The organism is Pseudomonas sp. R3-52-08 (genome assembly GCF_003851745.1).
GTDB lineage: Bacteria > Pseudomonadota > Gammaproteobacteria > Pseudomonadales > Pseudomonadaceae > Aquipseudomonas.
The window spans coordinates 5876492-5901897 of record NZ_CP027730.1 but is presented as its reverse complement, the minus strand read 5'-3'; the positions used below and the strand labels follow the sequence as shown (position 1 = coordinate 5901897).

The 25406-nt window shown below is 62.2% G+C and carries 25 protein-coding genes and 1 pseudogene; 12 read left to right on the top strand and 14 right to left on the bottom strand.

The features are described from left to right. The first annotated feature begins 21 nt into the window (after positions 1–21). Positions 22–381 carry a hypothetical protein gene (locus C4J91_RS27345; protein WP_124365068.1) on the top strand — a complete coding sequence of 120 codons (360 nt, stop codon included), beginning with the start codon at positions 22–24 and terminating at the stop codon, positions 379–381. A gap of 106 nt (positions 382–487) precedes the next feature. Here the strand turns inward: C4J91_RS27345 and C4J91_RS27340 are convergent, their stop codons facing one another. After that, a complete protein-coding gene (locus C4J91_RS27340) occupies positions 488–1924 on the bottom strand; it encodes an amidase (protein ID WP_124365067.1) in 1437 nt (478 codons plus the stop codon). A gap of 101 nt (positions 1925–2025) precedes the next feature. Between C4J91_RS27340 and C4J91_RS27335 the strand changes: the two genes are divergently transcribed. Then, positions 2026–2598 carry a TetR/AcrR family transcriptional regulator gene (locus C4J91_RS27335; RefSeq protein ID WP_124365066.1) on the top strand — a complete coding sequence of 191 codons (573 nt, stop codon included), beginning with the start codon at positions 2026–2028 and terminating at the stop codon, positions 2596–2598. 14 nt (positions 2599–2612) lie between these two features. Here the strand turns inward: C4J91_RS27335 and C4J91_RS27330 are convergent. The 7 genes and pseudogenes from C4J91_RS27330 to C4J91_RS27300 all read right to left on the bottom strand — a co-directional run. Further along, positions 2613–2753: pseudogene (locus C4J91_RS27330) on the bottom strand (alpha/beta fold hydrolase); the annotation flags it as partial. Between the two features lie 209 nt (positions 2754–2962). Further along, positions 2963–3895, bottom strand: coding sequence for a phosphatidate cytidylyltransferase (locus C4J91_RS27325; protein ID WP_124365065.1), 933 nt, complete (start codon positions 3893–3895; stop codon positions 2963–2965). Position 3896: 1 nt separating this feature from the next. Then, positions 3897–4517 carry a 1-acyl-sn-glycerol-3-phosphate acyltransferase gene (locus C4J91_RS27320; protein WP_124365064.1) on the bottom strand — a complete coding sequence of 207 codons (621 nt, stop codon included), beginning with the start codon at positions 4515–4517 and terminating at the stop codon, positions 3897–3899. 9 nt (positions 4518–4526) lie between these two features. Continuing rightward, on the bottom strand, positions 4527–4970 hold the full coding sequence (locus tag C4J91_RS27315) for a hypothetical protein (RefSeq protein WP_124365063.1): 444 nt from the start codon (positions 4968–4970) through the stop codon (positions 4527–4529). Then, positions 4960–6258, bottom strand: a complete 1299-nt coding sequence (locus C4J91_RS27310) for a phosphatase PAP2/dual specificity phosphatase family protein (protein ID WP_124365062.1) — start codon at positions 6256–6258, stop codon at positions 4960–4962. Before C4J91_RS27310 ends, C4J91_RS27315 begins: the two co-directional genes overlap by 11 nt. Positions 6259–6260: 2 nt before the next feature. Beyond that, the gene (locus C4J91_RS27305) at positions 6261–8009 is read right to left on the bottom strand and encodes a bifunctional alpha/beta hydrolase/class I SAM-dependent methyltransferase (RefSeq protein ID WP_124365061.1); all 1749 of its coding nucleotides are present in this window, start codon (positions 8007–8009) and stop codon (positions 6261–6263) included. Positions 8010–8020: 11 nt separating this feature from the next. Next, positions 8021–8644: a CDP-alcohol phosphatidyltransferase family protein gene (locus C4J91_RS27300; RefSeq protein WP_124365060.1), complete on the bottom strand. Its 624-nt coding sequence runs from the start codon at positions 8642–8644 to the stop codon at positions 8021–8023. A 311-nt stretch (positions 8645–8955) separates the two neighbouring features. Here C4J91_RS27300 and hflK (C4J91_RS27295) point away from each other — a divergent pair, with 311 nt between their 5' ends. The 8 genes from hflK (C4J91_RS27295) (at position 8956) to cfaB (ending at position 18103) form a co-directional block, all read left to right on the top strand. Then, the gene (gene hflK / locus C4J91_RS27295; protein ID WP_124365059.1) at positions 8956–10860 is read left to right on the top strand and encodes a protease modulator HflK; all 1905 of its coding nucleotides are present in this window, start codon (positions 8956–8958) and stop codon (positions 10858–10860) included. 9 nt (positions 10861–10869) lie between these two features. Then, positions 10870–11862 (top strand): protease modulator HflC, encoded by a 993-nt coding sequence (hflC, locus tag C4J91_RS27290; RefSeq protein ID WP_164484603.1) that lies wholly within the window; start codon positions 10870–10872, stop codon positions 11860–11862. Then, positions 11859–12893, top strand: coding sequence for a protease modulator HflK (gene hflK, locus C4J91_RS27285; RefSeq protein WP_124365057.1), 1035 nt, complete (start codon positions 11859–11861; stop codon positions 12891–12893). Before hflC ends, hflK (C4J91_RS27285) begins: the two co-directional genes overlap by 4 nt. Further along, a complete protein-coding gene (locus C4J91_RS27280; protein WP_124365056.1) occupies positions 12890–14776 on the top strand; it encodes a cation-translocating P-type ATPase in 1887 nt (628 codons plus the stop codon). The genes hflK (C4J91_RS27285) and C4J91_RS27280 overlap by 4 nt, the downstream gene beginning before the upstream one ends. A gap of 116 nt (positions 14777–14892) precedes the next feature. Then, positions 14893–15144, top strand: a complete 252-nt coding sequence (locus tag C4J91_RS27275) for a hypothetical protein (RefSeq protein ID WP_124365055.1) — start codon at positions 14893–14895, stop codon at positions 15142–15144. A gap of 63 nt (positions 15145–15207) precedes the next feature. Further along, positions 15208–16053 carry a DUF692 domain-containing protein gene (locus tag C4J91_RS27270; protein ID WP_124365054.1) on the top strand — a complete coding sequence of 282 codons (846 nt, stop codon included), beginning with the start codon at positions 15208–15210 and terminating at the stop codon, positions 16051–16053. Then, positions 16044–16829, top strand: a complete 786-nt coding sequence (locus tag C4J91_RS27265) for a DNA-binding domain-containing protein (protein WP_124365053.1) — start codon at positions 16044–16046, stop codon at positions 16827–16829. The genes C4J91_RS27270 and C4J91_RS27265 overlap by 10 nt, the downstream gene beginning before the upstream one ends. A gap of 89 nt (positions 16830–16918) precedes the next feature. Then, positions 16919–18103 (top strand): C17 cyclopropane fatty acid synthase CfaB, encoded by a 1185-nt coding sequence (cfaB, locus tag C4J91_RS27260; protein WP_124365052.1) that lies wholly within the window; start codon positions 16919–16921, stop codon positions 18101–18103. 137 nt (positions 18104–18240) lie between these two features. Here cfaB and cls read toward each other — a convergent pair whose 3' ends face one another. Further along, complete coding sequence (gene cls, locus C4J91_RS27255) at positions 18241–19680, bottom strand: cardiolipin synthase (RefSeq protein WP_124365051.1); 1440 nt, start codon at positions 19678–19680, stop codon at positions 18241–18243. Between the two features lie 130 nt (positions 19681–19810). Between cls and C4J91_RS27250 the strand changes: the two genes are divergently transcribed. Then, positions 19811–20332, top strand: a complete 522-nt coding sequence (locus C4J91_RS27250) for a DUF3617 domain-containing protein (protein WP_065933659.1) — start codon at positions 19811–19813, stop codon at positions 20330–20332. Positions 20333–20356: 24 nt separating this feature from the next. Here C4J91_RS27250 and C4J91_RS27245 read toward each other — a convergent pair whose 3' ends face one another. The 4 genes from C4J91_RS27245 to folE2 are packed head-to-tail and all read right to left on the bottom strand — an operon-like array spanning position 20357 to position 23668. After that, positions 20357–21235: a metal ABC transporter substrate-binding protein gene (locus tag C4J91_RS27245; RefSeq protein WP_124365050.1), complete on the bottom strand. Its 879-nt coding sequence runs from the start codon at positions 21233–21235 to the stop codon at positions 20357–20359. Between the two features lie 11 nt (positions 21236–21246). Further along, positions 21247–22113, bottom strand: a complete 867-nt coding sequence (locus C4J91_RS27240; RefSeq protein WP_124365049.1) for a metal ABC transporter permease — start codon at positions 22111–22113, stop codon at positions 21247–21249. Beyond that, a complete protein-coding gene (locus C4J91_RS27235) occupies positions 22113–22781 on the bottom strand; it encodes a metal ABC transporter ATP-binding protein (RefSeq protein WP_124365048.1) in 669 nt (222 codons plus the stop codon). Before C4J91_RS27235 ends, C4J91_RS27240 begins: the two co-directional genes overlap by 1 nt. Further along, complete coding sequence (folE2, locus tag C4J91_RS27230; protein WP_124365047.1) at positions 22778–23668, bottom strand: GTP cyclohydrolase FolE2; 891 nt, start codon at positions 23666–23668, stop codon at positions 22778–22780. Before folE2 ends, C4J91_RS27235 begins: the two co-directional genes overlap by 4 nt. A gap of 128 nt (positions 23669–23796) precedes the next feature. Between folE2 and C4J91_RS27225 the strand changes: the two genes are divergently transcribed. Then, on the top strand, positions 23797–25008 hold the full coding sequence (locus C4J91_RS27225; protein ID WP_124365046.1) for an N-acetylmuramoyl-L-alanine amidase: 1212 nt from the start codon (positions 23797–23799) through the stop codon (positions 25006–25008). Here the strand turns inward: C4J91_RS27225 and C4J91_RS27220 are convergent. Further along, the gene (locus C4J91_RS27220) at positions 25005–25394 is read right to left on the bottom strand and encodes a glutamine synthetase (RefSeq protein ID WP_372237998.1); all 390 of its coding nucleotides are present in this window, start codon (positions 25392–25394) and stop codon (positions 25005–25007) included. The genes C4J91_RS27225 and C4J91_RS27220 overlap by 4 nt on opposite strands. Positions 25395–25406: the final 12 nt, after the last annotated feature.

The window sequence follows — 25406 nt, the reverse complement described above, 5'->3', positions numbered from 1 at the left end:
TCAATTCAAGGATGTCGACTGATGCAAAATCCTACTGTCTACGCACGTCTGCACAATCGCCGGTTTGTAGTCGCCGACAACGCTCAGGGACTGTCCGGCACCGGCACCGTATTTCACTACCAAGTCGAAGATGACGCGATTTCGAGCACTTACCAGGGGGGCCGGATTCGCCTGGGTACTCAAGTCGGACGGGTGACCGGTCCAGATACCATCGAGCTGCTGTATCAGTGCCTGACTCTGGAAGGGGAACTGCTTGCTGGGTGGTCTCGTGGCACGGTAGGCGTGGATCACGCCGGGCGCACGACGTTGAGTTTTGTTTGGGGCTGGCTATCGGGTGCGACAGGAGGCGGAGAGTCTAGCTATGTCGAGATCACTGCTTAAAGAGCCCGTAGTACACGGCTAGGCTGCACCGCATTTACTGTAGGAGCGAGCTTGCTCGCGAAAAACCTGAGAACGCCACCTATTACCGCGCCCGTTCGAGCCTCTATCAGAGCTTACCCGCCCACACGCCCGGCCGCCGACCGGCCCACGCACACTCACGTTCAAGCTGCCCAGCCAACCCCAGTAACACGCCCTCAGCGCCGAACTTGCCCATGAACTGCATGCCAATAGGCAAACCGGTTTGAGGGTCTTGTAACAGCGGAACCGACATAGCCGGTGCGCCGGTGACGTTCGCCAGCGCGGTGAACGGTGACTGGTTGAACACATGGTTCATCCAGCCTCGTCCGTCCAGATGCGCTTGCTGTGCATTGTATTGACCGATCATCGGTGCCAAGCCTGGCAAGGTCGGTGACAGCAGCAGATCGTAATCCTCGAAAAAGCCGCCGAGCGTTCGGGTGACAATATTGCGTTCGTGCAACGCACCCAACAGTTCGGTGGCACTTAGCGTCTTGCCGTATCGGTACAGCGCCAAGGTAGCGGGCTCAAGGTGTTCAGCATCGATACTACGTCCGGTTGCGGCTGCAATGGTGTCGATCCAGGCGGCGGTATTGGACGACCAGAAGCGCCCATTCAGCTCGACAAAAGCCTCCCAGCTCACGCCAATATCCGGCTCGACTTCCTCGACCTGGTGCCCAAGCGCCTCGAGATGTCGCATCGTCTGCTCCAATGCGATTTGCACCGCTGGGTGCAGCGCTTGGCCATTGAGCGGGCGAGTGTGCACACCGATACGCAATGCGTGGGGCTCAAGCCGGGATTGTTCCAGAAAGCTGGTCGGCGGCGACGCAATGTGGAACGGGTCACCGACTGCGCTGCCATGCACAGCGTCCAGCAGGGCCGCACTGTCACGCACCGAGCGTGTCAGTACGCCGTGCACCGCAAGGCCGCTCCAGACTTCATCCACGTCCGGCCCCATGGGCACTCGCCCGCGGCTGGGTTTCAAGCCGAACAGGCCACACAGCGAGGCAGGTACCCGGATGGAGCCGCCGCCATCGGTTGCGTGAGCGATGGGTACCATGCCGGCCGCGACGGCGGCTGCCGAACCGCCACTTGAGCCTCCGGCGCTTCGTTCTACATTCCAGGGATTACGGGTGGGTCCATAAAGTCGGCTTTCGGTGGTGGTGCTTGCAGCGAACTCCGGTGTGGTGGTTCGGCCAAGCGGCACAAGTCCGGCGAAACGCAAGCGGCTCATGAGCTGTGAATCGCCTTCGGCGGTGCAGCCGAGTGCCAACGCGCTGCCCAGTTCGTTGCGACGCCCCTTGGCAGTAATGCCCAGGTCCTTGATCAGCACCGGCACGCCTGAAAACACACCGGCGTGGGGGGCAGGCTCATCGTTCCAGGTTTCAACCAGTGCATTAATTTGCGGATTGAGGGCCTCGATGGCGTGGAAGGCCGCCGCACGCACCTCGCTTGGGCTGACCTGTTTGGCCTGGATCAGTTGACTCAGGCCCGTGGCATCGTGAACAGCGTAGTCGGACAGGTGCATGGCAGTCTCCCATTGAGTATGATCGATACTGGATGGTATCTGACGATACCTATCAGTATCATGCGATACTTACAGGTATCGATGTCAAGCGGAGATTATTCATGCGCCCACAACGGACACCCCAACTGCCGCCCCGGGAACGCATCATCGATGCTGCGACGGTGTTGTTCAGGGAGCAAGGGATTACGCGGGTCAGCATGGACGCCATCGCCGAGCGGGCGGCCTCGACGAAAATGACCGTCTACCGGCATTTCGAGAACAAGGATGCGCTGGTGCTGGAATGGCTTGAGCAGCTTACTGAAAGCTATGGCGATGTCTTCGACCGACTGGCATCGGAGCACCCGGATTCACCGCGCAAGCAACTGCTGGGCTTTGTTGAGTTCATCGTGACTGACCTGCAATGCTCGGATTACCGGGGCTGCCCGTTCACCAACACCCTGGCCGAGTTGCCCGAGGCTGAGCACCCCGCCCGGTTGCTGATCCAGGCGCACAAGCAACGGCAATTCGCGCGGCTGCTTGCCCTCTGCACCGCCATGGCATTGAGCGAGCCGGAGCAGGTGGCCGAGGAACTGACCTTGCTCATGGAGGGTGCCCAGGTGGTGGCGCAAAACAAAGGGATTGAGCGAGTCGGCGAGCGCTTGACCGAAATGGTCAACCGGCGCCTGGGATCGTGACGGAGGCGATAGGTACGTTCGGCGACCTTGTGCCAGATAACGTGGGTCTGAGGGTGACCATGCAACAGCAACAGCGCGGGGCCGGATCCACCGATGCGATAGCTGATGTTCAGGCCATTGACCTGGCGCTGTTGTTTCTGGAAACCAGCAAACATGATTCGACTCCATAAGGGTGCTGGCTGAATCCTGGGATCAACCGAACCCAGCCGCAATAGGCCAAGCGTGGAAGCACGGTTTATGAACTGTGTTTCAAGTGACCAGGATCCGACTTTGCCTAAACCCGGAAAGCACCACACAACCAATGTGGGAGGGGGCAAGCCCCCTCCCACAGTTTGATCTTCATTGGTTTTGAGAAAGGGGTAGGTCAGGTCCACCAGTACCGCACCAGGTGGAAGAAGATCGGCGCCGCAAAGCACACCGAATCCAGCCGATCCAGCATGCCGCCGTGCCCTTCGATCATGTGCCCCCAATCCTTCACGCCGCGATCGCGCTTGATCGCCGACATCACGATCCCGCCGGCAAAGCCCAGCAGGTTGATCAACAGCGCGATCAAAAACGACTGCCAGGGATTGAACGGCGTGGTCCACCACAGCGCGGCACCGATCAGAGAGGACAGCAGGATGCCGCCGACAAAACCTTCCACGGTTTTGGACGGCGAGAGGTTGGGCGCGATCTTGTGTTTGCCGAACAGCTTGCCGCACACGTACTGCAACACGTCCGACAGTTGCACCACGATCACCAGGTAGGCGATCAGCAGCAGGTTGCGGCCTTCATAGCCGGGGATGTCCAGGGTCAGCAACGCCGGCACGAACGACACGCAGAACACCGCGATCATCAGGCCCCATTGCACCTTGGATGCGCGCTCCAGGAAGTGAGTGCTGTCGCCGCCCAGGGAGGCGAGTATCGGCAGCAGCAGGAACACGTAGACCGGGATGAAGATCGAGAATAGTCCGTACCAGTCGGCGTAGATCAGCACGTACTGCAGCGGGAGGGCGAGGTAGAACGCCGCGACCAGGGCCGGGTAGTCGCTGCGCCGGGTCGGCGTGAGGGTGAGAAATTCGCGCAAGGCATAGAAGGACACCGCATAGAACAGCAGGATCACTGCGCCGGTGCCGAGCCAGAAGGCGACACCGATCACCACCACCATCACCCACCAGGCGTTGATGCGGGCGTTGAGGTTGTCGATCACCGCGTTGGGATTGCCACGGGTGCGCAACTTCAGGATCAGGCCGATCAGCGAGGCGGTGACCAGAATCGCGCCGATCCCGCCGAATAACATCAAGGTCTGGCTATCCATCTCAGGAATGCTCCGGGGCGAGGGCGAGCAGGGCGTCGCGGGTGCGGGCAAGGAACGCGGCTTTGTCTTCGCCTTCTTCCAATTGCAGGGGCGCGCCGAAGCTGGTTGTGCATAACAGCGGTAATGGCAGGACACGGCCCTTGGGCATCACGCGGTTCAAATTGGCTATCCACACCGGAATCAACTCGGCCTGTGGGTAACTGTTTGCCAAGTGATACAACCCGCTTTTGAACGGCAGCAGGCCGTCCTCCAGATTGCGCGTGCCTTCAGGAAAGATGATCAGCGAGTCGCCGCCTTCCAACGCAGCAAGCATTGGCTGCAAAGGGTTATCCACAGGCTCTTTGCGCTCGCGATCAATCAGTACGCCGTTGAACACGCGGTTGATGATGTAGCGGCGCAGCGCGCTTTTATTCCAGTAATCGCTGCCGGCCACAGGGCGGGTGAATTTGCGCAGGTTTTGCGGTAGCGACGCCCACACCAGCACGAAGTCGCCGTGGCTGCTGTGGTTGGCGAAGTAGATGCGCTGCACCGGCACGGGCGCGCAGCCCAACCACAGGCTGCGGGCGCCGGTGACGGTGCGGGCCATGGAAGTAATCAGTGTGGCGACCACGGGTTCGAACATGGGAATTCCTTATTCGGCGAAAGGTAGCCAAGGGCTGGCAAGCAGCACGGCCAGGGTCAGCAGCGCTTGCGCGCCGAGCAGCCAGGCCTGTTTGCGCAGCAATTTGAGGGCGCCACGACGGCGTTCGGCCCAAGGCCGGCCGGCGCGCTTGGCCGATTGCAGGCCAAGGGTCTGCAGGGCTTGGTCAAGGTCTGCGGTGCGCTCGACGTCGCGAGCGAGCAGGGCAAACAGATCGGCGTCGAACGCAACGCGCAGGGCCCAGTATTTTTGCACAAGGCCCAGGATGATCATCCACAAGGCCAGCAGCAGGCAGACCGTTGAAACACTCGCCATCAACAGTTGGGCCACACCGAACAACACGCCGGCCACTGTAAGGCCTGTGGATAACTGATCCAGCGAACGGCCACGGCGCAGCAGGCTGGCGACGACTTGCAGTTCCATATCAGCAGGCATGGGGCAAACCCTCCAAGGCGAGACGATGTGCGGGATGCAGGACCACACGGGCCCGCGCTGTACGAATAATAGCCAGCGCTTTATCCACCGTCGTCGCGCGTCCGCTGTGCAACAGCCAAGCGGCAATGGCCGTGGCGCTGCGCGAGTAGCCCAGGGCGCAGCACACCAGCAACGGGCCGTCCAAGCGCAGGCGTTCGATGGCCTTGGCGGCTTGCAGGCATTCGGCGGAGGTGGGCGCGATCAAGTCCACAACAGGAATGCAGTGATAGCTACGACCCTGTGGATTAATCGGCAATTCGGCGCAGAGATCGACGATGGCCTTGAAAGACTGCTGCTCGCTCGATGTAGGAATTCGCCCCAACCAGACGTTATCCACAATCAGCTCAGGCTGTGGATGCCGGCGTGTCCACAGCCGCGAATTGATCCAGGCGGCGACCAGATAAGGCGCATACAGCCAACGCGCAGCAGGCGTCAGCTGGCCATTGTTGCGTTTCTGAAAGCCCTCGGCACCCAGCAGCCAGTAATTGGCTGCGACCAGCGCGAGGGACACCGCCGGCCACAGCAACCATAACCCCCAACCGCCCAAAACCAGCGCGAGCAGCATCAGCGCCAGCGCGCCAAGGGCGTAGCGCGCACCCAGCCAACGGCGTTTAGAGTCGCGCGTAAGTCGGGCATTGAGCAGCGGGCTGGCGTGTTCCAGCGGCCATAACCACACGCACAACCACCCCGCGAGGGTGCCTGTGGGTAAGTCGACAAAGTGATGTTGATAAGTGGTCAGTACGGAAATACCGATCAGCGCAAACCAGCCGTGCACCACCCAGCGCCAAAAACCTTGGGTATGCCGCTGGTACATCACCCACAGGATCACCAGCAGCGCGATATGCAGTGAGGGCGCCTGGTTGAAGGGCTTGTCGAAGCCGGCCAGCACGGCAAACAACCAGCCGAACACGCCATCCAGTTCCGGCCGTTCGAAGGTGAAGCGCAGCGGCCAGATCAGGAAGCAACTGACGGCTATCACCTGGGCCGTCAGCAGGCGCAGGGCATGCTGCTTGAGTTCGTGGCGGGTGCTCGGCAGCAACAGCGAGAACCCGTAGAGCAGGTCGATGGACCAATAGGGCACGATGGTCCAGGCCCAGAACGGCATATGGGTTTCCCAGCCGAACACCAGCGTGCCCACATCGCTGCGCTGGTTGGTGACCCAAGTAGCAAAGCCGTAGGTGCTGAAAAACAGCGGCGCCAACAGCAGCAGCCACAACAGCGCCGGTTTGAACAAGCCGGGTTCGCGCATGCTCAGATCTTCTGTGCCAGGGACACGGTGAAAATACCCCACTCATCCACACGCTGGGTGATCTTGCGAAAGCCCGCAGCCTCCACCAGTTGGTCCATTTCCGCCTGGCTGCGTCGACGCATCACCCAGGCCTGGCCCTGGCGGTGGCTGGTCAAGGCGCGGGCGATCAGCTCCAGCTGCGGGTGCCACGGCTGGCCGGTGTAGACCAGATAACCGCCCGGCTCCACCGCTTCGGCGAGGCCCGCCAACGAACCGCCGACCATGGCGTTATCGGCAAACAATTCATATAGCCCGGACACCACCGCCAGCGTCGGCTTCGGCTCCAGCGCGGCCAGGTTCGCCCGATCAAATGCATCGGCTTTGATGAACTGCGCGATATCGTCCAGGCCCTTCTCACGGATCAAGGCGCCACCGTCGCGCACGTTGATGTCGCTGTAGTCGCGCAGCAGGATCGATTCCGGCAGCGGCGACACACCCTGCAAAGCTTCCAGAATGTAACGACCATGGCCAGCAGCGATATCGACGATGCGCACTTCGCGCTCATCGGCACGCAACTTGGCCATGGCCAGGCGCAGCAATTCTTCGACGTTCAGCTTGCGCTGGCGAATGCCGCGCCAGCCGATGGAGTTGAGGTAGTTGGTGTCGATCATCCGCCCCAGCGCGCCTTTGCCGGTGGGCGTGTTGCGGTACACGTAATCCAGGGTGCTGCCGGAATCGAAGCCGGTGTCGAAGCCCAGTTTCACCCCCTCCGACAGGTTCTTGCCCAGGCCCATGCTGGCGCGGGTCATGCGCCAGTACAGATCGCGCAGGGAATTGCGCGGCAGTGGTGCGGCGAGGGCTTCGGATTCGGCGCAGGTGGCGCCCAGTTTGTCGGCGTCCAGCAGCGAGGCGCGGTCCAGCGGCTGCGCAAAGTTTTGCAGGATAAAGCGCCTGGCGCTGTTGATGGCCACGGCGCGGTCACGCTCGCCAAGGGTGTCGTGAAAGAAACCGGGGAGAATATGCAGCTCTTTTTTCAGGCTGCCGAGACGGTCGAAAAACTGCTGCTGGGGCTTACGGTGCACCACGAAGTCGGAGCCGGAGACCAGCAACTGGGTCGGCACCTGGATGGCCTGGGCATCGGCGACCACCCGGTCGGCCGCTTCGTACAAGCCCAGCAGCACATTTACCGAGATGGCCTTGGTGATCAGCGGATCGCTGTCGTAGGACGCCACGCGCTCCGGGTCATGGCTGAGAAACTTGGCCTTGACGTAGCTGTTGACGAAAAAGTTGCCGCGAAACTTGCGCATCAGGGCCAGGCCCGGGCGTGCGAAGGGCACGTACAGCTTGACCTTGAAGGCAGGGGAGGCGAGTACCAGGGCGCGGATCTTCGGTGCGTAGTCATGCACCCAGGTGGCCGCGATCACCGCGCCGACGCTTTGGGCGATGACCGCGACGTTTTCCTCTTCGATGCCGTAGGTGGCGCCGATGTGGTCGCAGAAAGTCTGCACATCGCGGGCGCTGGTGGCAAAGCTGGGGCTGTCACCGCGCTCGCCGGGGGATTGGCCGTGACCACGGGCGTCCCAGGCGAAGAAGTCAAAGTCAGGCAGGCCCAGTTCGTCCACCAAGTGCGCGATACGCCCGGAGTGCTCATGACCGCGATGGAACAACATAATCGCCTTGCGCGGCCCGGCGCCTGCCGTGGCCGGCCAGTGCCGGTAAAACAGCTCGACGCCGTCATGGGTGCTGAAGCTGTGTGGTTGCTGTTCGCGCATCGCAAGCATCCTTATGCAATCGGTGAGGTGTCTGAGTGTTCCTTGAGGCCCTGACGCACCCGGTTGACCAGGGTGTAGGCCAGCAGCGCGGCGACCAGCCACATCACCGTGTCGACCCAGCCGGCGCCGAACCAGCCCAACGCCACGCCGGTGGCCAGCACCCCGAGTACGAACGCCCGGTCACTTTTGCCCATCGGCCCGTCATAGCGGCGCGATGCGCCCACCATCGGCCCCAGCACACCGGCGTATTCGCTGAACACTGCGAGCAGCGTCACCAACAGCACGGGCGCCAGGCTGACGTCGGGGATCAGCGCAAACGGCAGGATCAGCGCGCTGTCGGCGATCACGTCGCACAGTTCATTGAGGTAGGCGCCCAGGCGTGATTGCTGGCCGAACTCGCGCGCGAGCATGCCGTCGACGGCGTTAAGGGCCATGCGCACAATCATCCACAGCGGGATCAGCGCAAACAGCCACAAGTGCTGGGCGAAGCTGGCGATCAAAAGGCCCACCAACACGGAAATGACGCCGGCCAGCACGGTGATCTGGTTGGCGGTGGTGCCGTTGTCGTAAAGGCGCTGCACGAGGGGCCGCAGCAGGTTTTGGAACCGCGGTTTGAGCTGATAGATGGAGATCATGAAGGAGGGCGCTTCCCTGTCCGTGGAGCCGCGAAAAAACTGTTCTGGAGTGTGCCGATTAATTTGGGCGCGTACCAGTGATGCCGCCTGTTTATGGGGGTTTAGTCACGATCTTTGGAACAACAAAGATCAAATGTGGGAGGGGGCTTGCTCCCGATGGCTTTGGGTCAGTTGATACATGTACTGCTGACCCACCGTTATCGGGAGCAAGCCCCCTGCCACAGGGGATCTGCGTTGTAGCCAAAAGCGAACAAAAATTTCACGCCGCGTGTTATATCGTAACGAATTATGTACAAGCGGGCGTTGAGTGGATGCAAGTGGATCTAGAAGCTGGCGGAGCTTCGGTTGAGGGCCTGCCGCGTTTTCAGCAGGGGCTGTTCCATGCCCGTCGATTGCGCCAAGCCGGTATCAGCCTGACAGCCTTGGCCGTTACCGGTTGGGTGCTGGCGTTATTTGTGGCGCTGTTTGCACCGGTCTCGATCTGGCCGGTGGTGTTGATCAATTGCTCGTCGGCCTTGCTCGTCTTGGTAGCCGGCTTGCAGTCGGCGTGGTGGGTAGCCGATTGGCGTGCCCAGGCGCTGGAAGAGCCGGCAGTTGAATTGCCGGGTGTAGAGACGGGCCGCTACGAGCGCCTTGTGCAGCGCCTGGGCAAGCAGATCGGCGCGCCGGTGTTGTGGCTGTGCGGTTGGTCGTTGCTGGCGCTGGTCAGCGTTATTGAATTCTGGAACCTGGCGCTGCCCGCTGCCGCCGTCGGTCAATCCGCCAGCATCGGCGCGGCGCTGGGCTTGGCGCTGGCGTTCGGTTTGCTGGTGTTCGAGCGGCGCATGGCCCAGGAAACCGCCGTGCAATGGCCGGAAGCTGCGCAACTGGCGCAATTGAGCCGGGTGGCGATCACCTGCCTGGTGATCAGTGCGCTGTGCCTGTTGTTTGCTGGTGCGCAATCGGTGTGGCCGCTGCGGCTGGCGACGCTGATCGGCCTGTTGCCTGCGCTGGTGGCGCTGGAATTTGTGCTGCGCGGCGTGCTGTCACTGTTCAGCCCACGCCAGCCGCGTCTCGAGCCTCGCCTGATGGCGCAGAGTGTGGTCGCAGGCCTGCTGCGCTGGCCGCCGCAGCCGCTGCAAGCTTTGCAGCATGAATTGCACAATCGTTTCGGCATCGACCTGCGCCAGATCTGGGCGTTTACCTACATGCGTCGCGCGTTCCTGCCGGTGCTGCTGGTGGTGCTCGCGGTAGGCTGGGCGCTGACCGGCGTGCATGAAGTCCCTCTGCAGGGCCGTGGGATTTATGAGCGTTTCGGCAAACCGGTCGAGGTGTTCGGCCCGGGCTTGCACGTTGGGTTGCCCTGGCCCCTGGGCCGCGTGTTGAACGTGGAGAACGGCGTGGTGCACGAGCTGGCGACCAGCGTCAGCGAAAGCGCCACGCCCGAGCTGGCCGCCGCCGAAGGCCCGGCACCGCTGATCGCCAATCGCTTGTGGGACGCCAGCCATGTGAATGACAAGTCCCAGGTCATCGCCAGCAGCAGTGGCGACAAACAGAGCTTCCAGATCGTCAACATGGACGTGCGGTTCGTCTACCGCATCGGGCTGACGGACCAGGCCGCACTGGCTGCCACCTACAACAGCGCCGATGTCCCGACCCTGATCCGCAGCACCGCCAGCCGCATCCTGGTGCATGACTTCGCCTCGCGCACCCTCGATGAATTGCTCGGCGAACAACGCACCCGCCTTGCCGACGAAATCGGCCGCAGCGTACAAGCAGACCTGCAAAAGCTCGACAGCGGTGTGGAAATTCTCGCCACGGTCGTCGAAGCGATCCACCCACCGGCCGGCGCCGCCAACGCCTATCACGGCGTGCAAGCCGCGCAGATCGGTGCCCAGGCATTGATCGCTCGCGAGCGTGGCGCGGCCAGCGAGCAGACCAACCAGGCGTTGCTGCAGGCCAGCACCGCCCGCGACCAGGCCCAGGCCACCGCGCGCGAAGTGAATGCCGGTGCCCAGGCGGCCAACCTGCGCTTCGTTGCCGAACAAAAAGCCTACGCCGCAGCGGGCCGGGCTTTCGTGTTGGAACAGTACCTGGGCCAGCTCAGCCAGGGCCTGGCCCACGCCAAACTGCTTATTCTGGATCATCGCCTGGGCGCCGACAGTGCGCCGACGATCGATCTGCGATCTTTTACCTTACCGGCCGATCCCTCGGTGCCGCGTAAAGCCGTTCAATAAGGAGTCTGTCTGTTGAGCGCTCATTCTCACGATCACGGTCATCACCATCATCACGGCCACCATCACCATCATGGCGATGAACAGGCAGACAGCCCTTTCCCCTGGCGGCGTATGGCCTGGGCGGTAGTGCTGGTGCTGTTTGCCATCGCGGCGGCGAGCCTGGTGCAGGTGCGCTCCGGCGAGGCCACGGTGATTACCCGTTTCGGCAACCCTGTGCGGGTGCTGCTGAAACCGGGCCTGGGCTGGCGCTGGCCGGCGCCGTTTGAAGCGGCGATTCCGGTTGACCTGCGCCTGCGCACCACCTCCAGCGGGTTGCAGGATGTGGGCACCCGCGATGGCCTGCGGATCATCGTGCAGGCCTACGTAGCGTGGCAGGTGCAGGGCGATACCGACAATGTGCAACGCTTCATGCGCGCGGTGCAGAACCAGCCGGATGAAGCGGCGCGGCAGATCCGTACCTTCGTCGGTTCGGCGCTGGAAACCACGGCGGCCAGTTTTGACCTGTCCAGCCTGATCAATACCGACGCCAACCAGGTGCGCATCGCCGATTTCGAAGCCCAACTGCGCCAGCAGATCGATCAGCAATTGCTGGCCACCTATGGCGTACGCGTCGCCCAGGTCGGTGTCGAACGGCTGACGTTGCCGTCGGTGACCCTCACCGCCACGGTCGACCGCATGCGCGCCGAACGTGAAACCATCGCCACCGAGCGCACCGCCGTGGGCAAGCGTGAGGCGGCGCAGATCCGCTCGGCGGCCGAACGTGATGCACGGATCATGCAAGCCGATGCCACGGTGAAAGCCGCTGATATCGAAGCGCAATCGCGGGTTGAAGCAGCGCAGATTTATGGACGCGCCTACGCGGGTAATCCGCAGCTGTACAACCTGCTGCGCTCGCTGGATACCTTGGGCACCGTGGTGACGCCGGGCACCAAAATCATCCTGCGCACCGATGCCGCGCCGTTCCGCGCGCTGGTGGATGGGCCCAGGGATGTGCAGCCATGAGTGAGCGTGACAGCCCGGACAGCCCCTGGATCCAGGCCGGGCGCCTGACGTTCCTGGCGCTGTACGCGGTCACCGTGTTGGCGGCGCTGGCCTGGGCGTTTTCCAATGTGCGCCAGATCGACCCGCAGAACCGCGCCATGGTGCTGCACTTCGGCGCCCTCGACCGGATTCAGAACGCCGGGCTGCTGCTGGCCTGGCCGCAACCGTTCGAGCAGGTGGTGCTGTTGCCGGCGGCAGACCGGGTGATCGAGCGTCGGGTGGAGAACCTGTTGCGTTCTGAGGCGGCCGTGCAGGCTGACCGCGTGGCCAGTTTCGCCACACCCCTGAGCGATACGCTGGCCGGTTCCGGCTATTTGCTGACCGGCGATGCCGGGATCGTGCAGTTGGATGTGCGGGTGTTCTACAAGGTCACCGAGCCCTATGCCTTTGTGTTGCAGGGCGAGCATGTGCTGCCGGCGTTGGACCGCTTGGTGACCCGCAGCGCGGTGGCCCTGACGGCGGCGCGGGACCTGGACACCATCCTGGTCGCGCGCCCCGAGCTGATCGGCGCCGACAACGGCGCCGCCGAGCGCCGCGAAAAACTGCGCGGCGACCTGGTGCAAGGCATCAATAAGCGCTTGGCGCAGTTGACTGCCAGCGGGTTGGGCCTGGGCATCGAAGTGACACGGGTCGATGTGCAATCGAGCCTGCCGGGCCCGGCGGTGAACGCTTTCAATGCGGTACTCACCGCCAGTCAACAAGCCGACAAGGCGGTGGCCAACGCGCGTACCGATGCGGAAAAACTCACCCAGACCGCCAACCAGGAGGCTGACCGCCAGGTGCAAGTCGCCCATGCCCAGGCCAGTGAACGCCTGGCCAATGCCCAGGCGCAGACCGCTGCCGTCACCAGCCTGGCGCAAGTCCGAGACCCGGGCCTGTTGCTGCGCCTGTACCGCGAGCGCCTGCCGAAGATTCTGGGCCAGGCCGGCTCCGTCACCACGGTCGATCCTAAAGACGACTCCCGTTTGATCATTCCGGGAGCCGAACAATGAGCGCACCCATGCTGACCTCCGCCGAGCAGCGCAGCGCCGCCCGGCAATTGACCCTGGCCATGCTGGCCTTGGGTTTACTCGTATTAGGCCTGGTATGGCGCTGGCTGGCGGCGGACCAGAGCGGGGTCAGCCAACTGCTGCTCGGTGTGGCCTCGCTGCTGGTGGCCGTGCCGGTGATGCGTTCGGCCTGGTGCAGCCTGCGCTATCCCAGCCTGCATGGCATCACTGACCAATTGATCGCGCTGGCGATGATCGGCGCCTGGGCCACTGGCGATCTGCTGACCGCAGCGCTGCTGCCGATCATCATGATTTTCGGGCATGTGCTTGAAGAGCGCAGCGTGATCGGTTCCCAGGAAGCGATCCACGCGCTGGGTAAACTCACGCGCAGCCATGCGCGCCGGGTGCAGGCTGACGGCAGCATTGTCGAAGTGGATAACGGCACGCTGAACACCGGCGATGTGGTCGAAGTGCGCGCCGGCGACCGCGTGCCGGCCGACGGCGTGGTGCTGTCGGGCCAGGCCAGCCTGGACACGGCGCCGATCACCGGTGAATCGGTACCGTTGGAAGCCAGCGTGGGCGTGCAGGTGTTTGGCGGGGCGATCAACCTGGACGGCCTGTTGCGCTTTGAAGTGACGCGCACGGGCAATGAGTCGACCCTGGGCAAAGTGATTGCGCTGATGCAGAACGCCGAGCGTTCCAAGCCACCGATCACCCGGTTGCTGGAGCGTTATGCCGGTAGCTACATGGTGTTGGTGCTGTTGTTGGCGGCGGTCACCTGGTTCGTCACCAACGACGCCCAGGCGATGCTGGCCGTGCTGGTGGCGGCGTGCCCGTGTGCGTTGGTGTTGTCGGCGCCGGCTACCGCAATTGCCGGGATCGCGGTCGCTGCACGGCACGGCATTCTGATTCGCAGCTCGGCGTTTCTGGAAGAGCTGGCGGACCTCACTTCACTGGTTATCGACAAGACCGGTACCTTGACCTTCGGCACCTTGCGCCTGCAGTCCATCGAAACCGCGTCTACCGATCGCCAGGCCTTGCTCAACCTGGCGGCCAGCCTCGGTGCGGCCAGCAGCCATCCGGTCAGCCGTGCATTGGCGGGGTTGGCGACACAGCAACAGCGCGTGGTGCTGACCGATATTCGCGAGCGCCAGGGACTCGGTGTCGTTGCGCACACTGAACAGGGCGAAGCGGCGCTGGGCCGTCCCGAACTGTTCGAGCAACTGGCTATCGCCACGACCGCCGTGCCCAACCATGACGGCCCGATTGCCGGGCTGGCGCTGAACGGACAGTTCCTGGCTTGGCTGCTGCTGGCCGATAGCGTCAAACCCGAGGCGCGCCAGGCCCTGCAGGAACTGCGCGAGCTGGGCCTGGGTCGCCAGTTGCTGCTCACCGGCGACCGCCAGAGCGTGGCCGACAGCCTGGCCGTGAATGTGGGCATCGCTGAGGTCCAGGCCCAAGCGCTGCCGGAAGACAAACTCAACCGTGTGCTGGGGGAGATCGGCAGCGGTTTCCGGCCGATGGTGGTGGGGGATGGCATCAACGACTCCCTTGCCCTCAAAGCCGGTGTGGTCGGCGTGGCGATGGGCGCGGGCGGTGCCGATATCGCGCTGGCCTCGGCAGACGTGGTGTTGATCGGCAGCGACCTGCGCCGCCTGGGCACCTGCGTGCGCTTGAGCCGCCAGTGCCGGCACACCTTGCAGGTGAATGTGATCATCGGCCTGGGCTGGACGCTGGCCATCGTGGTGTTCGCCGCCTTCGGCTGGCTGGGCGCCGCCGGAGCCATGATCGCAGCGGTGTTGCATAACCTCAGCACCTTGCTGGTACTGGGTAACGCCGGGCGATTGCTGCGTTTTCAGGAGCCGCTGTTGAAGCTTGACGAATAATTTCAGAAAACTTCGTACCGGGCTGTAACGCTAAAAGGGCGCCTCACTCTAGTGGTGTGTCGAGACTGGGCAATCCGCTCAGACCGGCATCACCACTGACCGATGAGGACTACACAATGAATATCAAACACGCCGTTTCCGGTGCTGCCCTGGCTATCGCTGCGGCCTCCATGTTTGCCGGCGTCGCCACCCAGGTACAGGCCGCCGACGCTCCGGTTCATTGCTACGGTGTCACGTCCTGCAAAGGCATGAACGATTGCAAAACCGCTGAAAACGCCTGCAAAGGCCAGGCGGAGTGCAAGGGCCACGGCTTCAAGGCCATGACCAAGGCTGAGTGCGACAAGGCCGGTGGCAAAGTCGGCGAGTAACCGACACGCGAGTGCAACCGCAGCGGACCTCGCGCCGCTGCGGACACTTTCCAGGAGCGCATGATGACCCGTTCTCTTCCCTCCCTGGGTTACGGCCTGGGTTTGCGTCACGAATACTATGAACAGATCCTTGCCCAATCCCCTGCAGTGGATTGGTTCGAAGTGATCTCCGAGAATTATCTGGTGCAGGGCGGCAAGGCCTTGTATTACCTGGACGCCATAGCCGAACGCTACCCCTTGGTGATGCACGGCGTGTCGTTATCGATCGGCGGGCCCCATGCCATCGACACCGCTTATCTCAAGCAGATAAAGGCCCTGGCCGAGCGCATCCAGCCAGCCTGGATTTCCGATCACCTGTGCTGGAGCCGTGGCAGCGCACACCAGTTGCATGACCTGCTGCCCCTGCCGTACACCGAAGAAAGCCTGTACCACGTGGCCGGACGCGTGCTTCAGGTGCAGGACGTGTTGCAACGCCCGCTGGTGCTGGAAAACGTCTCCAGCTATGTGCGCTCCAAGGCCGATGAATTCGCCGAGTGGCAGTTTCTCAACGCCCTGGCGCATCTGACCGGATGCCAATTGCTGCTGGACGTGAACAATGTGTACGTCAGCTCGCGTAATCACGGATTCGATGCCTGGACGTTCATTCGCAACCTGCCGCCTGAAAGCATTCGCCAGCTGCATCTGGCGGGGCATAGGGACCACGGCGACTACGTGGTCGATACCCACGATCAGTCGGTGTGCGATCCGGTGTGGGCGCTCTATCAGCGCACGCTGGAACATCTGGGGCCGGTCTCGACGCTGTTGGAGCGCGACGATCATTTCCCGCCGTTCGAAGTGCTGCTGGCTGAATTGAACAAGGCCCGGGAACTGGGTGCCACTGCGTTGGCCAGGCGGTCGCTATGCGCTTGATCGATTGGCAACGGGCGTTCGAGGCACATCTGCTGTCTGAAACCTGCACCGCCGACAGTGGCTTTGCCGCCACCTTGCTTGGCGGGCCGACGCTGGATGTGGACACGGGCCTGGCGATTTATCACAACGCCTACCTGTCCCGATTGCAGGACGTATTACGTCACGACTTTGCCGCCATCCGGTATTGGCTGGGCGATGATGAATTTGCCGCGCTGAGCCAAGCGTATATTCGTCGTTATCCCTCGGCCCATTACAGCCTGCGGTGGCTGGGTGAGCGTTTTGCAGGGTTTATTCTTGAGCACCTGATGGCCGAACAAAGTGCCCCGCTGGCGGAACTGGCGCGGCTGGAGTGGACATTCACCCTGGCATTCGACGCGCCTGCGGGCGAGCCGCTGACCCTCGACCATATGGCGCAACTGGCGCCTGAAGGCTGGCCGGCATTGCGCGTATCGCTGGTGCCTTCAGTGCAGCAGCTAACGTGCCGTTTCAACACGCTGGGCATCTGGCGGGCCAATAAGGATGAATCGGACTTTCCCGGCAGCCAGGCGCTGGACCTGGCGCAGGTCTGCCTGGTGTGGCGCCATCAGAACCTGTGTCGTTATCGCAGTCTCGAGCCCGCCGAAGCCCACGCCCTGATAGGCATGACCGCCAGCAGCTGGAACTTTTCAGAACTGTGCGTCGAGTTGGCAGTCACTTATGAAGAGGGTGCGCCACTGCAAGCGGCCACATGGTTGAAACAGTGGATCCAGGACGGGTTGCTCGAGCGTCGGGCTTAATGGCAGGCAGTTATTTAATCGATAGCTTCCTACTTTATTTTGGATGGTCTACCCTCACAGCAGACGTCTGAAACAAGGGGGGACTACTCATGCTCGCGCAACTTCCACCGGCCTTACAGAATCTTCAGCTACCGCTGCGTCTTCGACTCTGGGACGGCCATGAATTCAACCTGGGCCCCGAGCCCAGTGTGACCATCGTGGTCAAGGACCCTACGGTCGTCTCACAACTGACCCATCCCACGCTCGACGCCCTGGGCGAAGCCTTCGTCGAGGGCAAACTGGAGCTGGAAGGCTCCATTGCCGAGGTGATCAGGGTATGTGACGAGTTGAGTCACGCCTTGATCGAAGACGACGACGGCCCTCGGCCGGTGCGCTCGATCCACGACAAGGCGACCGACGCGGCGGCCATTTCCTACCATTACGACCTGTCCAACGAGTTCTACCAGCTATGGCTGGACCAGGACATGGTGTATTCCTGCGGTTATTTCGAAACCGGCAGCGAGTCCATCGACCAGGCCCAACAAGACAAATTCCGCCATCTGTGCCGCAAATTGCGGCTGCAGCCGGGTGAGTATCTGCTCGATGTGGGATGTGGATGGGGCGGGCTGGCGCGGTTTGCGGCGCGGGAATTCGGGGTCAAGGTGTTTGGGATTACCTTGAGCAAGGAACAACTGGCCCTGGCCCAGGAGCGGGTGAAGGCCGAAGGCCTGGAGGACCAGGTCGACCTGCAGCTGCTCGACTACCGCGACCTGCCTCAGGACGGCCGTTTCGACAAAGTGGTGAGCGTGGGCATGTTCGAACATGTCGGCCACGCCAACCTGGCGCAATACTGTCAGATTCTGCACGGCGCCGTGCGTGAGGGCGGTCTGGTGATGAACCATGGCATTACTGCCAAACACACCGACGGCCGTCCCGTGGGCCGTGGCGCCGGGGACTTTATCGAGCGCTACGTGTTCCCCAACGGCGAGCTGCCGCACCTGGCGATGATGACGGCCGAAATCAGCGAAGTCGGGCTGGAAGTGGTGGACGTCGAAAGCCTGCGCCTGCACTACGCCCGTACGCTGGACCATTGGAGCGAGCGCCTGGAGGACAACCTCGAAGCAGCGGCGAAGATGGTGCCGGAGCACGCCTTGCGTATCTGGCGCCTGTACCTGGCGGGTTGCGCCTATGCCTTTGCGCGGGGTTGGATCAACCTGCATCAGATCCTGGCGGTGAAACCCCATGCCGATGGCAGCCATGAACTGCCGTGGACGCGGGAGGATATCTACCGCTGACCCGTTTCTTCAGACCACTGAAGGACCAAATGTGGGAGGGGGCTTGCCCCCGATGATGGTTTATCAGCTACCCATTAGCTGGCTGACACACCGCCATCGGGAGCAAGCCCCCTCCCACATTTTTACAGTGGTGTTTGTTAGAGAATCGGCGAGATCAAGCGCGCCACGCGCATGCCCAGCTGTTGCAGGCGCCGGGTTTCGCGGCTTTCCTCCTGGCTGACTTCATGGGCCAGGGCGAAGTCGTCCAGCAGCATCCGCTCCACCTCTTTGGCGAACGCTTCGTCGACCGTCAGCAACATCACTTCGAAATTGAGCCGGAACGAACGGTTGTCCATGTTCGCGCTGCCGATGGCGCTGATTTCGCTGTCCACCAGCACCACCTTCTGATGCAGAAAGCCTGGCGTATAGCGGAACACCCGCACGCCAGCGCGTACCGCTTCGATCGCGTAAAGGCTGGAGGCGGCGTAGACGATGCGGTGATCAGGGCGCGATGGCAGTAACAGGCGTACGTCGACCCCGCGCAAGACCGCCAGGCGCAGGGCGGCGAATACGGCTTCGTCGGGGATGAAATACGGGCTTGTGATCCACACGCGTTCGGTCGCGGCGTGAATGGCCTCGACGAAAAACAGCGAGCAGGTTTCATACGCGTCGGCCGGGCCGCTGGCGAGCAATTGACAGAGCACGCCATTCTCGGGGTAAGCGTCCGGCAGAATCAGGGGTGGCAGTTGGCGTGCGGCCCAGAACCAGTCTTCGGCAAACGACTCTTGCAAGCACGCCACCACCGGGCCGGTGACCTGCACATGGGTATCGCGCCACGGCGACAAGGGCGGCTTTTTGCCGAGGTATTCATCGCCCACATTGTGCCCGCCGACGAACCCGGTGATGCCGTCCACCACCACGATCTTGCGGTGGTTGCGAAAGTTGACCTGGAAGCGGTTCAGCCAGCCGCTGCGGGTGGCGAAGGCTTTGACGTTGACACCCGCGTCGCGCAGCGACTGCACATAACGATGGGGCAGGGCGTGGCTGCCGATGCGGTCGTAGAGCACGTAAATATCCACGCCTTCGGCCGCTTTTGCCGTGAGCAACCTGTGCAGTTGGCGACCGAGTTCATCGTCATGAATGATGAAGAACTGGAACAGCACAGCGGTTTTTGCGCTGCGGATGGCCTCGAAGATTGCGCTGAAGGTGGCGTCGCCGTTAATCAGCAACTGCACCTGGTTATTGGCCAGACAGGGCATGCGGCCCAATTTGGGCATGGCGCGCAAAGAGGCGTAGGCATTGGAATTGCGCGCGGCCAGCGCCTCCTCGACCCAGGGGCGCCAGTTCAATTCGGCGATGGCCGTGTGCATTTCCTGGTTGGCCTGGCGACGCGCCTGGATGTAGGCGTCGAAGGTGCTGCGGCCAAAAATCAGGTAGGGAATCAGTGTGAGGTAAGGCATGAACATCAGCGACAACGCCCAGGCAATCGAGCCTTGGGCGGTCCTGACGGTCAGTACCGCATGGATCGCGGCGAGGCTCCCGAGAAAATGCAGCGTGGCGATGAAGTAGGCGAGCAGGTGCGGGCCAAAAAAATCCATGAACGACATTACTCCGGGCAGTCCAGTGCTTAACAGACCATGTTCCACAGTGAATGTCGCTATTTTATTTGCCGTGCAACACTGGCACCTTTGCGGCGTCTAACGCCCACAATTGCCCAGGAGTTACCCGATGAATGCTCGTCTGCTCTGTTTATCCATGGTTGTTGGTTTGTCGCTGCCGGTGGCAGCACAGGCACAGATGTTGGCGCCGGGCTTGTGGGAATTGACTACCAGCAATATGAAAGTCGATAACCAGGACCTGCCGGACCTGTCACTGATCCTCGGTCAGCTGAAGCAGCAGATGACCCCCGAACAGCGCGCCATGCTGGAAAAACAAGGCATCACCATGGCCGGTAAAGGCGTGCAGGTGTGCCTGACGCCGGCTCAGGTCGCGTCCGATTCCATCCCCCTGACGGACCCGCAATCGGGTTGCAAACAGCAAGTCACCGACAAGACCGGCAACCAATGGAAGTTCCGCTTCAGTTGCCCGAAAGCCCAAGGCGTAGGCGTGGCGACTTTCCAGAGCCAGAAAGAATTCACCACCACCGTCAACGGCACCTTCAATGCCACCGGCATCCAGCAAAAGGGTAGCCTGGACACTCACGCGCAATGGCTGGGCAACGATTGCGGTACGGTCAAACCTCGCGCTTGACGCAGAACCATCAGGCATTGCGAATCATGGTGTGCCCAGAGCCGCGCACAAGGTATTGAGGTTGTATTCGAACAGCCCAAGAAACGTGCTGGCCGGGCCTTCGGCGGCGAGGGCGTCGGAGTACAGCGTGCCGCCGATTTGTGCGCCGCTTTCGTCGGCAATTTGCTTGAGCAGGCGTGAGTCCTTGATGTTCTCCATGAACACGGCCTTGACCTTGTCCTGGCGGATCTGAGTGATCAGCGCGGCCACTTCGGCGGCTGACGGCTCGCGCTCGGTGGACAAGCCTTGTGGCGCGAGGAACTGGATGCCATAGGCCTGGCCCAGGTAACCGAAGGCGTCATGGGAGGTCACGATACGGCGGTTACCCGACGGCAGTGCGCCGAACTTGGCCTTGGCTTCGGCCAGCAGGCGGTGGATTTCTTTCACGTAGGCCTGGCTGTTGCGCAGGTAGTCCGCCTGGTTGGCCGGGTCGGCGGTCACCAGGGCCTTGGTGATGTTGTTGACGTAAATCTCGGCGTTGGCCAGATTGTGCCAGGCGTGTGGGTCCGGGATGGTCTCGCCGTCCTCGTCCATGGTGTGGGAGATCACGCCTTTGCTGGCGGTGACCACCATGGCCTTGGTCTCGGTGCTGCTCACCAGGCGGTCCAGCCAAGGCTCGAAGCCTAGGCCGTTCTTGATGATGAGTCTGGCCTTGAGCAACGCCTTGGCGTCGTCCGGCGTGGGTTCGTAGGTGTGGGCGTCGGCGTCCGGGCCGACCATGTTGCTGATCTGGATATGATCGCCACCGATCTGGTGGGTGATGTCATCGAGAATACTGAAGCTGGTGACCACTTGGAGTTTATCGGCGGCCTGGGCCATCGAGAGGGGCAACAGCAGACTGAACAGCACAAGTAGAGCGCGCATCGGAAAACACCTCATTGGGATGTAAGCAAGGGCGGGCGGCGCAGCAAGCCGTGCACCGGACCGAAAACCACGGACAACGCATACCCGGCGCCCGCCACCAGCACGATGGCCGGGCCGCTGGGCAGTGAGTAGTAGAACGACAGCAATAATCCCAGCCACACCGACAGGCATCCCAGCACGGCCGATACTGCGATCAGCACCGGCAGGCGCCGGCTCCAGAAGCGCGAAGCGATGGCCGGCAACATCATCAAACCAACCACCATCAAGGCGCCGATGGCCTGGAAACCGATGACCAGGTTCAGCACCACCAGGGTCAGGAACAGCCCGTGGGCGAGCGGGCCGAGGCGGCTGACGGTTTGCAGAAACAGCGGGTCGAGCGTGTCGAGCAGCAGCGGTTTGTAGATCAGCGCCATGGCGATCAGGCTCAAGCCGCAGACCCAGAGCATGCCGGTGAGGGTGGTCTCATCCACGGCCAGGGCCGAGCCGAACAGCAGGTGCAAAAGGTCCAGGCGCTTGCCGGCGATGCCCAGAATCAGCACGCCGGCAGCGAGGGAGATGGGGTAGATGGCGGCAAGGCTGGCGTCTTCACGCAGGCCGGTGCGGCGGGTGATCCAGGCGGATAGTCCGGCCATGCTCAGGCCCGCACCGAGGCCACCGATAGTCAGTGCCGGCAGGCTCAACCCGGCGAACCAGAAGCCCAGGGCGGCACCGGGCAGAATGCCGTGGGCCACGGCGTCACCGATCAGGCTCATGCGCCGCAGGATCAGAAACACGCCCAGCGGCGCCGTGCTGCAGGCGAGTACCAGGCCGCCGATCAGCGCGCGGCGCATGAAGACGAAGTCGACAAAGGGCATCCACAAGTGAGCAGCAAAGTGCATCAGGCCACCTGCAGTTGCGGTTGTGGGCGGATCAGCTCTTTGCTCGGGCCCAGCGCGCAGCCGGTGCTTTTGATGTGCAGCACATGCGGAGTGTGGTGGCGCACCGAGGCCAGGTCATGGCAGACCACCATCAGCGTGCGGCCCGCTTCGTGCCAGGCGTGAATGTGTTTCCAGCACAGCGCCTGGCCTTCTTCGTCGAGGGCCGCGTGAGGTTCGTCGAGCAGCAGGACCGGTGCGTCGGCCAGGCTCATGCGGGCGAGCAGGGCACGTTGCAGCTGGCCGCCAGACAGCGCCATCAATGGGCGTTGCTCCAGGCCGCTGAGGCACCAGTCTTCCAGCACGGTTTGCAGGCGCTCGCTGCGTTGCGGTGGTGTGAGCCGGGTGCCCCAGAATCCGGCGGCAACCAGTTCTTGCAGGCTGATGGGGAACTGGCGGTCCAGGTGTTGCTGCTGAGGCAGGAACGCCAAGCCGCCACGGCGTGGAACAGCGACGCTGACGGTCCCCGCCAGCGGCTTTTGCAGGCCGGCGATGACTTTGAGCAGGCTGCTTTTGCCACAGCCATTGGGGCCGATGACGCCAGTGAGACTGCCCTTTGCCAGGGTGAAATCCACGGCGGGGGTCAGCGGTTGGCCCGGGGCGCCCCAGCGCAAAGCGTTGCAGATGATCATGGGGAGGGTCTCGTCCAACGGCTTTCAGCCACGGCATCGTGCGCGTGCAGGCTTTCAGCGTGGATCACTTTGAGGTGGAAGGCTTTGACCGCATCCGAGCGTTTCAAGGCGAGGTTCAGGCGGCGGGCGGCGTCTTCGCAGAACATCAGGTTCTGCCCGTTGGCCAGGGCGAAGGCTTGTTCGTCGGCTCGCTTCACTGCGGTTTGCACAGCGGTGCCGAGCGCGGCTTCGGCAGCGTTGATCAAATCGATGACGGCCAATTGGTCGCCTTGCAGTTGCACATGCAGCTGTGCGCTGCTGCGCTGACTGTGGGGCGTGGCAACGATGCCATTGGTGCTGCCGAGCCAGGTCAACACGTCTGCATGCCGCAATGGCGTGTTGGCGAAATCTTCGAGAAATTGCTGCTGAATCAATTGCCTGGCAAGGGCAGCGGAACACGGGCAGGTCGAGGAATAAGCAACGTCAATTTTTAGTTCCACGTGGAACATCTGGTTTTCCAGACGTGCCTCGATGCTTACCGGGTAGCGCTTCCAACCGTCCAGTGGGCTGACCAGGGCGGGGCGTTTCAACAGTAAATGGGTGTGGATCCGCAGGTAGGCGTTGTTAGATAAATCTTCATGTGTGTCGAGAAAGCGCTGCAGTACATTACGCAGAAGTGCAGGCGTAAGCGGTTGCTGGTCGAACGCCTGCAGTGCCAAGTACAGGCGTGACATATGAATACCACGGGCCAAGCCATCGTCCAGGCTCACACCTGCATCGGCGGTGGCAGGCAGACGTTGGCCCTCGAGCAGAACCGGCAAGGCGATGCCGCACATGCCCACCCAGTCGAGTGGCAAGGCTTGGCGTGAAGCCTGCGTGGCGATATCCGGCAGAGTCAGCGCATTCATAAGCAGGTCCATCGTCGGAAATAATTCGACATGTTATAGTATAACAATCGCTTCGACGATGAAATTTCTGCCCCAGCCTTTCTTCAGTCACGTCGAGCAGGGACGCTCCTTTATTTGCGGTATAGGTCATGCACAGACGTCAGCTCCTCAACCTGCTGCTGGTCAGCCCCTTGTTCGCCTTGCCGCTGGGGGCCTGCGCCACGCAAATCCGCAATGCGCGCCTGTGGCGTTCGGAGGATAAGCTGCGGCTGGTGTTCGACCTCAGCGGCCCGGTGCAATACAAGACGTTTTCCCTGGCTGCCCCGGAACGCGTGATCATCGACCTGAGCGGCGCCGGGCTCAGTGGTGACTTTTCGCAATTGGTGCTGAAAAACAGTGGAATTACCTCGATTCGCTCCGGGCATTTCGGCAAGGACGACACCCGCATCGTGCTGGACCTGGCCGCACCGATGCAGCTTAACAGTTTTTTATTGCCGCCCCAGGAAGGTCAGGGTCATCGCCTGGTACTCGACCTGACTCGCGCCACCTCGGCGCCTCGTCAAATCGCCGCTGAGCCTGCGCCATTGATCGCGCCGGTGGATAAAGCTCACCCCAGGCGCGACATCATCGTGGTGGTCGACCCTGGCCATGGCGGCAAAGACCCCGGCGCCATCGGCTCCAAAGGCCAGCGGGAAAAAGATGTGGTGTTGTCGATTGCCCAGTTGCTGGCTAAACGCTTGAAACGCGAAAAGGGTTTCGATGTAAAGCTGGTGCGCAACGATGACTTTTTCGTGCCTTTACGCAAGCGCGTGGACATCGCCCGCCAGCACAAAGCCGATATGTTCATCTCGGTGCATGCCGACGCGGCACCCAGGCTCACCGCATCGGGGGCATCGGTGTACGCGTTGTCCGAGGGCGGTGCCACCTCGGCAACCGCGCGTTTCATGGCGCAGCGCGAAAACGGTGCGGACCTGCTGGGCGCCACGACGTTACTCAACCTGAAGGACAAGGACCCGATGCTCGCGGGCGTGATTCTCGACATGTCGATGAACGCCACCATCGCCTCCAGCCTGCAACTGGGCAGCGCGGTGTTGGGCAGCCTGCAAAACATCACCAGCTTGCATCAGAAGCGTGTGGAGCAGGCTGGCTTCGCGGTGCTCAAATCGCCCGACGTGCCGTCGATCCTGGTCGAGACCGGGTTTATCTCCAACACCCAGGACGCCCAGCGGCTGGTGACGGCGCGCCATCAACAGGCTGTGGCGGACGGCTTGTTCAACGGGCTGAAAACATACTTCGAGAAGAACCCGCCAATGAACAGCTACATGGCCTGGGTGCAGGAGCAGAAGAACAACCAGGTCTAACAGCCGGTCATTCGGCTGCAGGTGAACCTGGCGCTGGCGCCACCCGAACTGGAGAACCGGTTAAGGGTGGTCCAGCCCACGCGCCGCGTGTAGCCAACCCACGCCTCACCGTCCGATGCCAACCCGGTAAAGAACGTCAGTTGCCCATAGCGGCTGTTGGTTTGTGCCCAGTAGCGTTTGCCGATCACTTCGAACCCGCGCAGATACGTGGTGCTGCCAACGGTCGCCACGCTATAGGCGTTGCCCAGCGGGTCGACACAGGCCAGCAGGTTGGCGCTGCGGGTGCAGTTGGCTAGCAGGCTTGGGGGTTGGGCACAGGCAGGTCCTGCCACTGCTGATAACAGGGCGCAAATCGCGAAGAGCAAGGAGGGTTGGCTTATTTGCATTGTTATACTATA

What these genes read in the sequence shown, in the direction of transcription:
- C4J91_RS27245 (WP_124365050.1), bottom strand. Translation starts at nt 21,235, where the DNA reads ATGCGCGCTCTACTTGTGCTGTTCAGTCTGCTGTTGCCCCTCTCGATG.
- cfaB (WP_124365052.1), top strand. Translation starts at nt 16,919, where the DNA reads ATGCTCGCGCAACTTCCACCGGCCTTACAGAATCTTCAGCTACCGCTG.
- folE2 (WP_124365047.1), bottom strand. Translation starts at nt 23,668, where the DNA reads ATGAATGCGCTGACTCTGCCGGATATCGCCACGCAGGCTTCACGCCAA.
- C4J91_RS27325 (WP_124365065.1), bottom strand. Translation starts at nt 3,895, where the DNA reads ATGGATAGCCAGACCTTGATGTTATTCGGCGGGATCGGCGCGATTCTG.
- hflK (WP_124365057.1), top strand. Translation starts at nt 11,859, where the DNA reads ATGAGTGAGCGTGACAGCCCGGACAGCCCCTGGATCCAGGCCGGGCGC.
- C4J91_RS27225 (WP_124365046.1), top strand. Translation starts at nt 23,797, where the DNA reads ATGCACAGACGTCAGCTCCTCAACCTGCTGCTGGTCAGCCCCTTGTTC.
- C4J91_RS27345 (WP_124365068.1), top strand. Translation starts at nt 22, where the DNA reads ATGCAAAATCCTACTGTCTACGCACGTCTGCACAATCGCCGGTTTGTA.
- C4J91_RS27240 (WP_124365049.1), bottom strand. Translation starts at nt 22,113, where the DNA reads ATGCACTTTGCTGCTCACTTGTGGATGCCCTTTGTCGACTTCGTCTTC.
- C4J91_RS27305 (WP_124365061.1), bottom strand. Translation starts at nt 8,009, where the DNA reads ATGCGCGAACAGCAACCACACAGCTTCAGCACCCATGACGGCGTCGAG.
- C4J91_RS27250 (WP_065933659.1), top strand. Translation starts at nt 19,811, where the DNA reads ATGAATGCTCGTCTGCTCTGTTTATCCATGGTTGTTGGTTTGTCGCTG.
- C4J91_RS27340 (WP_124365067.1), bottom strand. Translation starts at nt 1,924, where the DNA reads ATGCACCTGTCCGACTACGCTGTTCACGATGCCACGGGCCTGAGTCAA.
- C4J91_RS27220 (WP_372237998.1), bottom strand. Translation starts at nt 25,394, where the DNA reads ATGCAAATAAGCCAACCCTCCTTGCTCTTCGCGATTTGCGCCCTGTTA.
- C4J91_RS27315 (WP_124365063.1), bottom strand. Translation starts at nt 4,970, where the DNA reads ATGCCTGCTGATATGGAACTGCAAGTCGTCGCCAGCCTGCTGCGCCGT.
- C4J91_RS27265 (WP_124365053.1), top strand. Translation starts at nt 16,044, where the DNA reads ATGCGCTTGATCGATTGGCAACGGGCGTTCGAGGCACATCTGCTGTCT.
- C4J91_RS27280 (WP_124365056.1), top strand. Translation starts at nt 12,890, where the DNA reads ATGAGCGCACCCATGCTGACCTCCGCCGAGCAGCGCAGCGCCGCCCGG.
- C4J91_RS27270 (WP_124365054.1), top strand. Translation starts at nt 15,208, where the DNA reads ATGACCCGTTCTCTTCCCTCCCTGGGTTACGGCCTGGGTTTGCGTCAC.
- C4J91_RS27335 (WP_124365066.1), top strand. Translation starts at nt 2,026, where the DNA reads ATGCGCCCACAACGGACACCCCAACTGCCGCCCCGGGAACGCATCATC.
- C4J91_RS27235 (WP_124365048.1), bottom strand. Translation starts at nt 22,781, where the DNA reads ATGATCATCTGCAACGCTTTGCGCTGGGGCGCCCCGGGCCAACCGCTG.
- C4J91_RS27310 (WP_124365062.1), bottom strand. Translation starts at nt 6,258, where the DNA reads ATGCGCGAACCCGGCTTGTTCAAACCGGCGCTGTTGTGGCTGCTGCTG.
- C4J91_RS27320 (WP_124365064.1), bottom strand. Translation starts at nt 4,517, where the DNA reads ATGTTCGAACCCGTGGTCGCCACACTGATTACTTCCATGGCCCGCACC.
- C4J91_RS27300 (WP_124365060.1), bottom strand. Translation starts at nt 8,644, where the DNA reads ATGATCTCCATCTATCAGCTCAAACCGCGGTTCCAAAACCTGCTGCGG.
- hflK (WP_124365059.1), top strand. Translation starts at nt 8,956, where the DNA reads ATGCAAGTGGATCTAGAAGCTGGCGGAGCTTCGGTTGAGGGCCTGCCG.
- C4J91_RS27275 (WP_124365055.1), top strand. Translation starts at nt 14,893, where the DNA reads ATGAATATCAAACACGCCGTTTCCGGTGCTGCCCTGGCTATCGCTGCG.
- cls (WP_124365051.1), bottom strand. Translation starts at nt 19,680, where the DNA reads ATGGATTTTTTTGGCCCGCACCTGCTCGCCTACTTCATCGCCACGCTG.